This is a genomic window from Nonomuraea sp. NPDC050451, from assembly GCF_044458585.1.
In genome coordinates this window covers 435,405-449,172 of the sequence record NZ_JBITHZ010000004.1, presented here as the reverse complement: position 1 = coordinate 449,172, position 13,768 = coordinate 435,405, and the positions used below count along the sequence as shown (strand labels likewise).

Genomic DNA, 13,768 nt, shown 5'->3' with positions numbered 1-13,768 from the left:
CGCTCTCGTGACTCACCAAATGGTTGGCCACCCCGGTCTGCCCGACGATCCTCGGGCTGAGGTCACCGAGCCGGATTCGTCGTGCCCGGTGGAGATCGCGCTGGCGGCGCTGCGTGGGCGGTGGACGACCCTCGTGATCCGCGAGTTGTTGCGGGGTGAGCGCGGGTTCACCGAGCTCCGCCAGGCGCTGCCGGAGTTGTCGGACAAGGTGCTGTCCGATCGGCTGGCGCAGCTCGCCGAGGCCGGGGTGCTCGAACGTCGCCGGAGGTCCGGGTGGCCGCCCCGTACGCACTATCGGCTCACCTCGCACGGGCGCCGCCTCGGCCCCGTCCTCCAGGCGCTCTGGGACTGGGGGGCCCAAGCTGGAGACGGCCCCGACTCGGGCGCCCATGGTGGAGGCGGCAGCGTCCAGCCGGGTCTGGGCGACGCGGCTGAGAGCGGTCGCGGGTGAGCTCGGCTTTGTTCGGGCGGCGGGGCTGCCCTACAGTGAGGATCACTCTGATCAGGAGCTCCCCAGAAGTGCGCCGCAGAACGGGAGCCCTGCCTCCCCCGTCGTGGAGGTCCTGGAGGGGCGGCATAGATTCCGCATGCCCCTTCACGGAGGTACCTCATGAACGTCGGTCTCGGCCTGCCCATCAGCGATCCCGCGGCCCTGCTCGACTGGGCCCGGCGCGCTGATGCCGGCCCCTTCACCACCCTCGGTCTCCTCGACCGGCTCGTCTACGACAACCCCGAACCACTGATCGCCCTCGCCCTCGTCGCCGGGGCCACCACTCGCGTACGCGTGCAGACCGAGGTGCTGCTCGCGCCCCTGCGCGAGCCCGCCCTGCTGGCCAAGCAGGCCGCGACCCTGGACCGGATCTCCGGCGGGCGGCTGGTGCTGGGGCTCGGCGTGGGCGGCCGCGAGGACGATCACCTGGTCGCGGGCACCGACATCCGTACCCGGGGGCGGCGGCTCGACGAGCAGATGGCCGTCATGCGGCGGCTGTGGTCCGGCGAGCCGTACGGTGACGGCGCCGGCATGATCGGGCCGCTCCCCGCCCGGCAGGGAGGGCCCGAGGTGCTCTTCGGCGGCTTCCAGCCGGCCGCGCTGGCGCGGGTCGCGCGCTGGGGCGACGGGTTCCTCGCCGCCGCCGCGCCGTCGTGGGCCGGCGGGCTCATCGACACGGTCCGGGCAGATCCGCGAGTACGTCGCGCAGTATGCGGAGCTCGGCGTGGACGAGGTCATGCTGTACTGCTACGGCCGCGATCCGGGTCAGGTCGACCGGCTGGCGGACGTGGTCAGCGCCCTTTGAGGAGCCCTACAGCAGGGCCAGCATCCGGTCCGCCTGCGCGGGCCGGATCTCCTGGCGGCAGCGCAGCAGCCAGAACAGCGCCATCAGCCGCCGGCACTCCGTGAGCCTGGCCGCCTCCTCGGCGGTCAGGTCGAGCCGGTCGAGCACGGCGGTCAACCCGGCCGGATCGTTCTCCCAGACCGCGATGTGCTCGGTGACCTCGGCCAGCTCGAACGCGCGGTCGCTGCGCCCGGAGTACTCGAAGTCGATGACCCGGACCCTGGTGCCGTCCCACAGGTAGTTGGCCAGGTTCCCGTCACCGGTGCCGAACACCGGTGTGCCCGGCTGCGCGAACATCCGCTCCAGGCCCGGCCCGGTCACCCAGTCCGTGGCCGCGCGGAGGGCTTCGGCGGTCGCGGGTTCGGGCGTGGCAGCCGCCGCCCATTCGCGTACTTTCCGCAGGAGATAGACCGGGTGCCCGGCACGCGCCGGCACCCGGTCGAGCACCCGGGACGGGATCGAGCGCTGGACGCCGGTGATGGCCTCGGCCAGGGCGTCGACGAGTTTCCCCGCGATCTCCCCGCTCACCGTCGTGCCGTCCAGGCGGGACATCACCACGGTCGGCGGATCGGCCTCCAGCTCGGCGGTCACCGGCGCCGGGGCCAGACCGGGATCGTATTGGCCCAGCAGCTCCAGGGCACGCCATTCGCGTTCGGGCTCGCCATAGCCCGACGACCGGTATCGCTTGATCACCACGTCGGACCGCACCTCGATGGCATGGCCGCCCATCCGCCCTCCGATCTTGCCGAATGGGACGACATGCTAGACCACTCACCCGAAGTCGCGGCGGCGCAGAGCCGCGAGGGCGCCGCCGACGAGCAGCGCCGTGAGAGCCGTCAGCGCCAGGGCAGGGCGGACGTCGAAGGGCGTTCCGAGCATCGGGTTGGGGACGTAGTGGAACGGCTCCAGCGGGGTCCCGTGCCACAGCCCGTACAGGGGGCTGACGATCTTGCCGAGCCCGGCGGTCAGGAGCCAGACGATCCAGGAGATCGCCACGCTCGCCCTCGGCAGCAGCCCGTACGCGAGCACGCAGACCGCCCCCACGCACCAGGCCGCCGGTACGGTGCTCAGCGCCCCGGCCAGGAAGCGGGGCAGGTCGCGGGCGAGATCGCCGACGAGCAGCGAGTACAGCGTGCCGAACACGAGCCCGGCGACGGCCATCAGCGCCGCCGTGCCGAGCCCGGTCACGACCAGGTGGCCGGCGGCCCAGCGCAGGCGGGTCATCGGGGTGGACTGTACGGTCTCCGCGCGCCCCGAGGTCTCCTCCGAACGCAGCCGCAGCGTCATGAGCACCGGGTAGAGCGCGACGACGTACGCGATGATGAGGATCAGGTACCACGAGTAAGCGCCCAGCGTGGTGGCCATGTCGGACACCCCGAGGACGCTCATGATGTTCTGGACCACGATGCTCGGCCGCGAGATCAGGTCCTGGGCGAGCGGGCTGAGCCCGGCGCCGGCCGCGGCGAAGCACGCGACCCCGGCCGCCCACTTGGCCAGCAGGGCGCGGTGCAGCCGCCAGGCCAGGCTGATCGGGCCGCGCAGCTCCGGCGCCGACCGCCGGCCCAGGCGCTCGGGCAGCAGGCCCTCGCCGAGGTCGCGGCGGCCGAGCAGCCGGTACGCGACCGCGTACAGGACCACGCTGACCAGCACCGGCACCCCGAACAGCCACCACCGCTCGTCCTGATAGGCGCGCACCAGGTGGCTCCAGCCGATCGGCGACAGCGCCTTCAGCCAGTACTGTCCGGTCGCGTCACCGGCGTAACGCATCACGTAGGCGGCGCCGAGCGCGGCCAGGCTGAGCGCGGTGGCCGTGCGGGCGCTGCGCGCGATCTGCGCGGCCACCGCGGCGACGGCGCCGAACACCCAGCCCGCGACCGTGATCGCGGCCCCGTAGGCGACCGTCCCGACGGGCTCGAACCCCATCCCGACGAGCACGGCCCCGGTCAGCACCCCGCCGGCCAGGCTGATCCCGCCGGCGACCAGCAGGGCGGCGGTCAGGGGCGCGTAACGGCTGACCATGCCGGAGCGGACCAGCTCGGCCCTCCCCTCGTCCTCCTCCCTGCGCGTGTGGCGGACGATCGACATGAGGGCCGCGAACGCGCTCGCCACGTACAGGAAGCCGCCGCTGCGCCACGTCGCGATCACCTCCAGCCGCGGCTCGATGAGACCGCCGCCGAGCGCCCGCAGGAAGACGTTCCTGGCGGCGAGTTCGACGTAGGTGAGCTTCAGTTCGTACGTGCCCATGGCCCGGTTGACGTAGGACACCAACGCCAGGGCCAGGGTCACGATCAGGAGGATCCACCAGGGCGCGATGCCCCGTTCGCGGCGCAGCGCCAGGCGGACGAGGTGGCCGGTGCCCGCCAGGGCGTTTTGTACGTCAGCCATCCGGCATCAGCTCCTACTCACGAGTACAGCCAACTGTTCCGGTGAACAGCAGGCTATACCCGCGTATAGGCGACAGCCGGCCCGGGGCCCAGATCTGGAGGTTGGGGCCGGTCAGACCGGGTTGGGGAGCGCCCCGCCGTAACGCCTGTCGCGCTTGGCGTAGATCTCGCAGGCTTCCCACAGATCCCTGCGGTCGAAGTCGGGCCACAGCCGGTCGAGGAACACCATCTCGGCGTAGGCCGACTGCCACAGCAGGAAGTTCGAGAAGCGCTGCTCCCCCGACGACCGCACGAACAGATCCACCTCGGGGATCTCCGGCTCGTCCAGGTAACGCGCGAACACCTTCTCGTTGACCTTGGACGGCTTGACCCGCCCGGCCGCGATGTCCTCGGCCAGCCTGACCGCCGCCTCGACGATCTCGGCCTGCCCGCCGTAGTTGACGCAGAACTGCAGCGTCAGCTTGCGGTTGGCGACCGTCATCTCCTCGGCCTCCTGCAGCTCCGAGATGACGCTCTTCCACAACCGCCCCGGCTTGCCCGCCCACCGGACGCGCACGCCCATGGCGTTGAGCTCGTCGCGCCGCCGCCGGATCACGTCGCGGTTGAACCCCATGAGGAAGCGGACCTCGTCGGGCGAACGCCTCCAGTTCTCCGTGGAGAACGCGAACGCGCTCAGATAGGGGATGCCCAGCTCGAGCGCCCCCTCGATGACGTCGAACAGCGAGGACTCGCCCGCTTTGTGCCCCTCGATGCGGGGCAGGCCGCGAGCCTTGGCCCAGCGGCCGTTGCCGTCCATGATGATGGCGACGTGCTTGGGCACCAGGTCGCGCGGGATCGGCGGGGGCGTCGCGCCCGACGGATGCGGGGTCGGAGGTCGTACGTTCACACAGGCTCCCTTTCGACGTGTCGGAGAGAGCGTATTCCGTGTTCGAGGTGCCATTGCAGATATGCGGCGACGAGCCCGCTGCACTCACTCCGGTGGCGCTGCTCAGAGGCGTCGGCGGTGGCCCAGTCGCCACGCAGCAGCGCCGTCATGAGCCCAATCGTCTCACCGGCGGGCACGGCCGAGCCGGCCGGGCGGCAGGCCCCGCACACCACGCCACCCGCGACGATGGCGAACGCCCTGATCGCCGGCGCCCGGCACTTGGCGCACGCGTCGAGCGCGGGGGCGTAGCCTGCCACGGCCAGCGAGCGCAGGAAGTACGCGTCCAGGACCAGCCGGGCCTCGTGGTCGCGGTCGGCGAGCGTGCGCAGCCCGCCCACCAGCAGCAGGAACTGCCGCAGCGCCGGCTCCTTCTCCCCGTGCGTCAGCCGGTCGGCGGTCTCCAGCATCGCGCTGCCCGCGGTGTAGCGGGGATAGTCGGCGGCCAGCGTCTCGCCGTAGGGTCTGATGGTCTCCGCCTGCGTGACGACGTCGAGCGTACGGCCGGTGTGGAGCTGCAGGTCGACGTGCGTGAACGGCTCCAGCCTGGCGCCGAAGCGGGACTTCGTGCGGCGCACGCCTCTCGCCACGGCCCTGATCTTGCCGGTGCGCTTGGCCAGGATGGTGACGATGCGGTCGGCCTCACCGAGCTTCTGTGTGCGTAGAACTACGCCTTCGTCACGGTAGAGACTCACTCGGACATCTTACGGCCGCGCCGAAGCGGCGTTACGGGCATGCTCTGGTGACGCGACTTTACGTGACCCTCACTAGACTTTGACGTCTGTCCCCGGATTACCCGTTGTTCAACCCCCCGCTACCGCCTCGAAAGGGAGTCATGACCCGCGTGGTCCTGCTGGGCGCCTCGCCCGGCCCCGACACCTCTCCGACCGGCCTGAGGCTGGCCGCGCTGCCCGGCAATCCCACCGTGGCCGAGCGCCTGCGCAGCCAGCTCACTTCCCTGGATCCGCGGCTCGCCACGATCGAGTCAGGCGACGTGGCCGCCGCCCTTCGCGCGCTGGCCGACGTCGCGGAGGCCGCGACGGAGAACCTCTTCATCATCCCGGAAAACTCCGTCATCCACGACGAGCTGATCTACCAGATCACCAAGGCCAAGCGCGGTGCGCTGGCGCTCGTCGCCAAAGAGCCGCGGCCGGAGGTGACAGAGGAGGAGGCGCAGGAGGACATCGTCCCGATCGACGAGGCGGAGCCCGAGATCGGCCTCAGCCGCCTCGAGGGGCTGCCCGTCCGCTCGCGCGTCGGCAAGTCGCGCGTGATCTCGGTCGGCACCGCGCGCCACGCCGTGACCAGGCCCAACGCCGCCCTGCTCGGCCCGCTGCACCTGAGCGCGCGCAACGCGCCCGTGCTGGCGCAGACCTGCCGCGAGCTGGCGGCGATGGCCGACACGTTCGGCGAGGACGACGACCTGCTGCAGCTGATCGTGTTCGGCCTGGTGCGCAACGGCGTGTCGGTCGGCATCAGGGGCCGGCGCGACCTGTTCTACCGCCGGGTCACGACCCAGGAAGAGGTCAACGAGGCCGGCGCCGAGATGGCCGGCATGGACGAGGACCGGGCCAGGCTCAACAACGCGGTCAAGGGCGCCGACGGCTTCTTCACCACGTACTTCGTCTCCACCTACTCCCGCTTCATCGCCCGCTGGGCGGCCCGGCGCGGGCTGACGCCCAACCAGGTGACGCTGATCTCGATCACGCTCGGCGTGGCCGCCGCGGCCTGCTTCGCCACCGGCGACCGGCCGTGGATGGTGCTGGGCGGTGTGCTGATCTACTTCGCGTTCGTGTTCGACTGCGTGGACGGGCAGGTCGCCCGCTACGCGCGCAAGTTCGGCGTGCTGGGGGCCTGGCTGGACGCCACGTTCGACCGGTTCAAGGAGTACGTGGTCTTCGCCGGGCTGGCCGTCGGCTGGGTCGTCTCCGGCAACAGCGACGACATCTGGATCCTGGCGCTGGCCGCGATCGGCCTGCAGTCCGTACGCCACCTGCTCGACTTCTCCTTCGGCATCTCCAACCGCCGCAAGCCCCCGTCCCCGCTGCCCACGCTGGCACTGGACGCGCCCGACGACCGCGCCCTGCGTCAGGCCCTCACGCGCCGCAAGGTCGAGCGCAGCCAGGGTCTGCGTGGCGTGCTCAAGATGTGGACCAAGGCCGGCAAGTTCCGCGCCGTCCACTGGGCCCGCAAGATGATCGTCTTCCCCATCGGCGAGCGGTTCGCGGCCATCGCGATCACCGCCGCCCTCTTCGACGCCCGGATCACCTTCATCACCCTGGTGATCTGGGGCTCCGTCGCCGCCGCCTACACGCTCACCGGACGCCTCATGAGGTCGCTCGTATGATCACTCAACCGCAGGCCATGGCCACCCCCACGCCGGACCCCGACGAGGAACGCCGTCGCATCCAGACCGCCCGCCTGCTCGCCTACCGTGACGACGGTCCGCTCGCCCACGCCCTGGCCGGCAAGCTCGGCCGGGGCCTGCCGCCCGTGCCCGCCACGCTGGTGGCCCTCCTGGCCGTGGTCGCCTTCCTGGTCACCGGCCTGCTCGACCAGGGCGGCCCGATCCTGCTCCTGCCCGTCGCGACCATGCTGCTGCTCGTGCTGCCGACCACGCCGCGCGACCACCTGGGCCGCTTCGACTGGCTCACCCCGCCGCTGCTGCGCGGCGCCGAGTTCCTCGCCATGATCGGGATCGGCCTGGCCGCCGACGCGCCCAAGTGGCTGCTGTTCGTGCTTGTCTACGTCGTGGGTTACCACACGTACGACACCGTCTACCGGACCCGGCAGAGCATCTGGCCGCCCGCCTGGGTGTTCCACGCGGGGCTCGGCTGGGAGCTGCGCCTGCTGGTCATCGGCCTGGGCGCCGCGCTCGGCATCCTGACGCCCGTGCTGGCGGTGCTGACGGCGTACCTCTTCGTGCTGTTCGCCGTGGAGAGCGTGACGAGCTGGGTCCGCCTCGACAAGGCCTCCGCCCAGGCGGGCGCCGACGCCGAGCAGGACCTCGAGGCCTCCCCCGAGGACCAGCTCGAACAGGCCACCGGCGAGGCCGACAAGGGGTAGGTGGGCCAAGGGCCACCCGCCCGTCGCCCCATTACCAAGTGGGCCTGCTGACGCCAGCCCCGAGCACAAAGGGCTTCCCGAGGGAAGCGCTTCGCGCTCGGGGCTCAGGCGTTCTCATCGAGGCGCCTTCCGGCGCAATCGCGAACCCGCCCCTTGACCTACGAGGCGGTGGGCCGACTGACATCCACCCAGACCAACACGCCTCCGGCCCCCCTCGGCCAGGACGCGACACCGCTGAACGGCAACCCGACGACCTGCCGTAGGACACCGCCCCCTCCGCTGGCCGGATCCGGCATGCGGGCGGCGTGTGCTGCGGTAGTCGAGCCTCAGCCTGGTGGATCTGCCGCGGAAATTGATTCTCGGGCGGCCCAGCGAGCGGATCATCCGTTCCTCGTGGGCGCCTTCTTTGCGTCAGGGCAGGACATGCCTTGCTGTCCGTGAGAGGATCAGCGGCCGTGACAGACGCTCCGCATCGACTGCTGTGTCGGCTTGACGAATACTTCCACGTCAGCGTTGTCGCCTGCCCGGATGACTTGAGCGTGGTGCTGGCCGGGGCCGGTGCGACCAGTAACAACGATCTCGGTGAGGTGCTGTTGCTGCGGCCGGATCCCGACGCCAAAGAGCCGAACCAGATTGCCGTTCTGGCGGAGCAGTCGACAGCGGTGGACGCGGTGTTCAGCCCTGACGGTGCGCGGGTGACCGTCGGGTACGCGGACGTTGGCGGTGGCAGCGATGGTCCGGGAACATACGGGCTCGACGGAGTCCTCCGACATAGCTTCGCCATCGGTGAGGAGTTCGAGGAGGATGACGACTGGGATGGTGACGTCGCCTTCGACCGACTCGCCCAGTCCGGCAACGGGCAATTGCTTGCCGGTGGCAGCTCCGTGGTGAATGCGGTGACCGTGGCCGACTCGGCAACCGGTCGTACCCTGCTGACCATGCCAGATGCGACCGGGCCTGTGGCACTGGACCACACCGGCGGGCGCCTGGCGTACGCCCGGCCAGACGGCCGGGTCTCGGTACGAGAGATGATTTCCGGTGCTGCCCTGTCCACCTGGGACACCGGCCTTCCGGCGGTTCACGCGTTGGCATTTTCCCCGGATGGCGCCGGGCTTGTCGCAGCTGGTGGAGACCATCCGACCGCTTGTCTGTTCACAGCGGACGGGGATCGAACGGACGTGATGGTGGTCGATCCCGCACTCACCATCGATGCCACGCTGCCCTGGACGGCCATATCGACGCGAGCCTGCTGGACCAGCCGCGGCCCGGCCGTGTTCACCGCTGACGACTACCTGGCCGTGCTGTTCGACGCCACCAACGGTCGCGTTCTTTGGACCGGCTCTGAACAGACCGTCGCCTCGTTCACCCCGAATGGTCGGGTATTCATCGCATCGGGCCCCGATGGCATCAGCGCTTGGTTCCTCGACGCGCTTCCCTGATATGCGTCAGGGGGTCTATATCAGGCAACGTTCGTCCTGTCGATGATCTTGCGGAGGCGTTCGTCGGCCGCGTGGTTATTTCGCCAGATGATGTAGCGGCGGATCATACTGCCCTGTTGCTTGTGGCCGGCGTGGTCGGTGCCGTCGAGGGTGAAGTAGCGCAGGGCGGTGAACCGGGCTTCGATGCGGTTGAGCCAGGAGCTGGTGGCCCATCGGCCGGCCCTGTGCCTGCCCGATGTGGCGGGCCCGGACGCAAGGGAAGGGCCGCCTGGCCCGGCCTCGTGTGTACTTCACATGATCGGGAACGCCACTCGGCAACGTCGAGTGTTCGCGAGACGTTGCACGTACTCTGCCGTGACTTGTGCTACACGCACGGCGGCGCCTTCCGCAGCCCGCACCTGACCGGGCAGAGCGAGCAAGCCTGGTGCCTGACCCTGCTGACCAACGCGGCCGTGACCCGGACCATCGAGTATCTGGGGCTGGCGGCGGCCGCTACGTCAACGACGAAGCGCTGGCCCACATCAGCCCGGCCCGCAGCGAAACGGTCAACTTCTTCGGCGGCATCAGTGTCGATTTCCGAAGTCGCCTGCACGGATGTCCGAAGTCCTCTGCACAGGGTGGGGAGCCGCTTCGGAAACGCGCGTAGCCGACGCGGGTTGCATTGACCGCCGCGGAACTGGTCTACATCGGGGCAGACAGTTGTGGGCTGCGGCGGGGTTCGCCTTGGCACGTCTGTTGCCTACGCCCCCCGCCGGGGGCCTGCGGCGGCTCGGCGAGATCCCCGGCATCCCCGCTGTCCCCGACGGCGGAGCGTGGACGAGGAGGGAGTGTAATCCCCCGGGGCAGGGCTAATCGTTCGCCGTGCCCGTCCGACTGCGCTGGTGGGCAGGCCGGCGGGCTTCAGCGCGGCTGATCGGCGGGGTGTGTCGGCTGGGTGGCTGCCAGGCTGGCCAGGAGCTTGAGCCGCTCTTCGGAGGTGCTGCCCGGTTCGGCGGTGTAGATGGTGAGGTCGTACACCGTCCGGTTGGACATGGGCAGGTCGAGAGACTGGTAGGTCAGCTCCAGGTCGCCGACCTGCGGGTGCCACAGCCGCTTGCTGCCGTCATGGCGGATACGCACGTCGTGAGCGGCCCACTGGCTGCGGAACTCGGTGCTGAGCGTGGACAGCTCACCGACGAGGTCGCGCAGGGCCCGGTCGTGGGGCTCGCGTCCGGCTTCGGCGCGCAGCAGCGCGGCGGTGGCGACGGCGGCCGCGTCCCAGTCGACGAAGAACTGCTGGGAGCCCGGGTCGAGGAAAATGTAGCGGGCGATGTTGGCGCGGCCATGCTGGGCGGTGGTGGGGCTGTCGAAGACCGGCGCGTGCAAGGTCCGGGCCAGCGCATTGTCGGCGACGATGTCCTGGCGGCCGTTGCGCACGAACGCCGCCGACATCGTCATGGAGTCCAGCAGCCACTGGACTCGCGGCGGGACCTGGACGTCCTTGCGGCGCGAGGGTGCGCGGCGGGCGGGCCGGGCGGCGTGGGCCAGGTCGAACAGGTAGGTGCGTTCGTCCTGGTCCAGGCGCAGGGCCTGGGCGACCGCGTTGAGCACGTCTTCGGACATGCCGCTGATGTGGCCCTTCTCCAGCCGGGTGTACCACTCGGTGCTCACGCCGGCCAGCACCGCGACTTCCTCGCGGCGCAGCCCGGGGACCCGGCGCCGGCCGCTAGTGGGCAGCCCGACCTGCTCCGGGGTGAGCTTGGCGCGCCGGGTGGCGAGGAAGTCCCGGATCTGGTCGCGGTGGTCGGGCCGGTGGTCGTCCATGCCTTTCACGGTAGCCGCGGGGTTCGCGCAGGTGGCGGCGGTAAGGGGGTTGAGCTTGTCCCCCCGATAAACGCGCTCTGCCTCGCGCGCGACCAGGCGGGTTTCCTGGGATCGGCACGTTGACCGCGACCTGCGATACGGAGATGGACATGAGTACGTGCGGAGAAGTCGTCGAGCGGGCCGCCGGCGCGGGCGGGGCTCAGGCGCTCGGCGGGCGCGGGCGGTCGCCCGCGCGGCTGCCGCCGGTGGTCTATGTGCTGGCGGTGGGCACCTTCTTGATGCTCACGACCGAGTTCGTGGTCGCGGGCCTGCTGCCGGACATCGCCGGCGACCTGCGCGTGAGCGTGCCTCAGGCGGGCCTGCTGATCACGGTGTTCGCGGCCGGGATGATCGTCGGCGCGCCGGTGATGGCGATGCTGACGCTGCGGCTGCCCAGGCGGCTGACGCTGGTGCTGGCCCTGAGCGTGTTCGCGGCCGGGCATCTCATCGTCGCGCTCGGCTCCAGCTTCGCGCTGCTGCTGGCGGCGCGGTTCGTGACAGCGCTGGCGACCGGTGCGTTCTGGGCGGTGGCCAACGTGGCCGCCAGCCGCGCCGCGGGTCCTGCCGCGAGCGCCCGCGCCCTGGGCCTGGTGGGCGCCGGAGGCATGCTCGCCAACGTCGTCGGGGTGCCGATCGGCGCGTTCGCCGGGCAACTGGCGGGCTGGCGGGGCCCGTTCTGGGCGCTGGCGGTCCTGGCGGTGGCGGCCGCCGTCCTGATCGCCCGCACCGTCACGCACGACGGCGGCGATCATCGGGCAGTGTCGGTGCGGTCGGAGGTGGCGGCCCTTCGCTCGGGGCGGCTGTGGCTGGTGCTGGCCGCCTGCGCGACCACGACCGGCGGGGTGCTGTCGGCCTACTCCTACATCGCGCCACTGCTGACCGGCCGGGCCGGTATCGCGGCCGGTCTCGTGCCGCTGGTGCTCGCCGGCTTCGGCGTCGGAGCCCTGGCGGGCTCGCTGGCCGGGGGCCGGCTCGGGGACGCCCGCCCGCACACCACGACGATCGCTGCCGCCGCGGGCGCCACCGTCTTGCTGCTGGCGATCTGCCTGCTGTCGACGCACGCCGGGGCCACGATCGTCCTGGTCGCGCTGCTGGGCTTCTTCGGGCTCGGCGCCAACCCGGTGCTGATCTCCCTGTCGGTCCGCTTCGCCGGTGACGCGCCCACCCTGGCCTCCGCCCTGAGCGTCTCGGCATTCAACGTCGGCACCACGGCCGGGTCCTGGATCGCCGGGCGCGCCCTCGACTCCGCGCTCGGGGCCACCGGCCCCGCCGTGGTGGGAGCCGCCATCGCCGCGCTGACCCTGATCCCCACGATCACCATCGCCGCCATCCAGCGCCGCTCTGCCCTACCCGCGCACTAACTGCTGCCATGGGGTGTATGGCCAGGTCAGCCGGGCGGGGTGGGGGAGTCGAGACACTCCAGCCAGCCCAGGTCACGGTACGGGGCGCCGCCACCACCCGAGAGAAACAACCATCGGAAACGGAGAACTTCTGATGCGTGCAACCCTGATGTACGGCGCCGGCGACGTCCGCGTCGAGCAGGTGCCGGACTCGGTCATCAAGCTGCCCACCGACGCGCTGATCCGAGTCACCGCGTCCTGCATCTGAGGCAGCGACCTGTGGCCCTACGGCTCGATGAAGCCGGAAGACGGCCCGGCCCGGATGGGGCACGAGTTCATCGGCATCGTCGAGGACACCGGCCCCGAGGTGACCACCCTCAACCGGGGCGACCTGGTCGTGGCGCCGTTCGCCCTCTCCGACAACACCTGCCAGTTCTGCCGCGAGGGCCTGCACACCTCCTGCACCCACCCGCAAGCCGGCTTCTGGGACGGCGAAGCGGACGAGGGCGGCCAGGCCGAGGCGGTTCGCGTCCCACTCGCCGACGGCACCCTGGTCAAGCTGCCCGTCGAAGCGGACTCGGCCCTCATACCGTCCCTGCTGACGCTCTCGGACGTGTTCGGCACCGGCTACCACGCGGCCGTGGCCGGCGGCGTCACCCCGCGCACCCGCGTCACCGTGATCGGTGACGGCGCCGTCGGCCTGCTGGCGGTCATGTCGGCCAAGCGCCTGGGCGCCGAGCAGATCATCCTGATGGGACGCCACCAGGCCCGCACCGACCTCGGCCGCGAGTTCGGCGCCACCGACGTGGTCTCCGCCCGCGGCGAGGAAGGCATCGAGGCGGTGCGCGAACTCACCGGCGGGCACGGCACCCACGTGGTCCTGGAGGCCGTCGGCACCATGTCCGCCTACCAGCAGGCCCTCGGGATCGTCCGCCGCGGCGGCGTCATCAGCCGGGTCGGCGTCCCTCAGTACGAGGACGCCCCCGTCGGCTTCGGCAGCCTCTTCCGCCACAACATCCGCCTCGCCGGAGGACCCGCACCCGTGCGCGCCTACATCGAGGAACTGATGCCAGACATCCTCGACCGCACGATCGAGCCCGGGAAGGTCTTCGACGCCACCACCGGCCTCGACGGCGTCCCAGCCGGCTACCAGGACATGGCCGACCGCAAGGCCCTCAAGGTCCTCATCAACCCCTGACGCCACCCCTCACCGATACAGCACAGCACAGCAAGGAAGAAGGGGTGCCAGTAAGAAATGCGTCATGAGCCCCAAACGGCGTTGATCTTGCGGCTCACCGATCCAGCAACGCCGAAACAACGAGGAAGAACTGGTGTAAAGGGTCTCGCGCGTGTGCCGGGCGACGCGCTCAGCAGCAGCCGCGGGGAAGCTCGGCCTATTTGCCGATGGTGCGGCGGCTTGGCTTGTTCTGGGGCGTTTGAG

General features: G+C 70.8%; 12 protein-coding genes. 7 read left to right on the top strand and 5 right to left on the bottom strand.

Annotated features, from left to right (window positions below):
- The first annotated feature begins 7 nt into the window (after nt 1–7).
- Together ACIBI9_RS17085 and ACIBI9_RS17080 are read left to right on the top strand one after the other, a co-directional pair.
- Nucleotides 8–451: a winged helix-turn-helix transcriptional regulator gene (locus ACIBI9_RS17085; protein WP_397223030.1), complete on the top strand. Its 444-nt coding sequence runs from the start codon at nt 8–10 to the stop codon at nt 449–451.
- 159 nt (nt 452–610) lie between these two features.
- Nucleotides 611–1,399, top strand: coding sequence for an LLM class flavin-dependent oxidoreductase (locus ACIBI9_RS17080; RefSeq protein ID WP_397223029.1), 789 nt, complete (start codon nt 611–613; stop codon nt 1,397–1,399).
- On the opposite strand, the gene ACIBI9_RS17075 is transcribed toward ACIBI9_RS17080, so the two are convergent.
- The 4 genes from ACIBI9_RS17075 to recO form a co-directional block, all read right to left on the bottom strand.
- Complete coding sequence (locus ACIBI9_RS17075; protein ID WP_397223028.1) at nt 1,302–2,063, bottom strand: phosphotransferase; 762 nt, start codon at nt 2,061–2,063, stop codon at nt 1,302–1,304. The two genes, ACIBI9_RS17080 and ACIBI9_RS17075, sit on opposite strands and share 98 nt — an antisense overlap.
- Before the next feature lie 42 nt (nt 2,064–2,105).
- Nucleotides 2,106–3,719 (bottom strand): ABC transporter permease, encoded by a 1,614-nt coding sequence (locus ACIBI9_RS17070; RefSeq protein ID WP_397223027.1) that lies wholly within the window; start codon nt 3,717–3,719, stop codon nt 2,106–2,108.
- Nucleotides 3,720–3,830: 111 nt separating this feature from the next.
- Nucleotides 3,831–4,604, bottom strand: coding sequence for an isoprenyl transferase (locus tag ACIBI9_RS17065; RefSeq protein ID WP_397223026.1), 774 nt, complete (start codon nt 4,602–4,604; stop codon nt 3,831–3,833).
- Nucleotides 4,601–5,335, bottom strand: a complete 735-nt coding sequence (gene recO / locus ACIBI9_RS17060) for a DNA repair protein RecO (RefSeq protein WP_394489297.1) — start codon at nt 5,333–5,335, stop codon at nt 4,601–4,603. The genes ACIBI9_RS17065 and recO overlap by 4 nt, the downstream gene beginning before the upstream one ends.
- A gap of 140 nt (nt 5,336–5,475) precedes the next feature.
- Between recO and ACIBI9_RS17055 the strand changes: the two genes are divergently transcribed.
- The 3 genes from ACIBI9_RS17055 to ACIBI9_RS17045 all read left to right on the top strand — a co-directional run bounded on the left by ACIBI9_RS17055 (nt 5,476) and on the right by ACIBI9_RS17045 (nt 9,145).
- Complete coding sequence (locus ACIBI9_RS17055; RefSeq protein WP_397223025.1) at nt 5,476–6,987, top strand: CDP-alcohol phosphatidyltransferase family protein; 1,512 nt, start codon at nt 5,476–5,478, stop codon at nt 6,985–6,987.
- Nucleotides 6,984–7,706, top strand: coding sequence for a DUF5941 domain-containing protein (locus tag ACIBI9_RS17050; RefSeq protein ID WP_397223024.1), 723 nt, complete (start codon nt 6,984–6,986; stop codon nt 7,704–7,706). Before ACIBI9_RS17055 ends, ACIBI9_RS17050 begins: the two co-directional genes overlap by 4 nt.
- Nucleotides 7,707–8,161: 455 nt before the next feature.
- A complete protein-coding gene (locus ACIBI9_RS17045; protein ID WP_397223023.1) occupies nt 8,162–9,145 on the top strand; it encodes a WD40 repeat domain-containing protein in 984 nt (327 codons plus the stop codon).
- A gap of 900 nt (nt 9,146–10,045) precedes the next feature.
- Here the strand turns inward: ACIBI9_RS17045 and ACIBI9_RS17040 are convergent.
- Nucleotides 10,046–10,948 (bottom strand): helix-turn-helix transcriptional regulator, encoded by a 903-nt coding sequence (locus ACIBI9_RS17040; protein WP_397223022.1) that lies wholly within the window; start codon nt 10,946–10,948, stop codon nt 10,046–10,048.
- A 149-nt stretch (nt 10,949–11,097) separates the two neighbouring features.
- On the opposite strand from ACIBI9_RS17040, the gene ACIBI9_RS17035 reads away from it, so the two are divergent.
- Together ACIBI9_RS17035 and ACIBI9_RS17030 are read left to right on the top strand one after the other, a co-directional pair.
- Nucleotides 11,098–12,348 carry an MFS transporter gene (locus ACIBI9_RS17035; protein WP_397223020.1) on the top strand — a complete coding sequence of 417 codons (1,251 nt, stop codon included), beginning with the start codon at nt 11,098–11,100 and terminating at the stop codon, nt 12,346–12,348.
- Between the two features lie 256 nt (nt 12,349–12,604).
- Nucleotides 12,605–13,525 carry a zinc-binding dehydrogenase gene (locus ACIBI9_RS17030; RefSeq protein WP_397223312.1) on the top strand — a complete coding sequence of 307 codons (921 nt, stop codon included), beginning with the start codon at nt 12,605–12,607 and terminating at the stop codon, nt 13,523–13,525.
- The last annotated feature ends 243 nt before the right edge of the window (nt 13,526–13,768 follow it).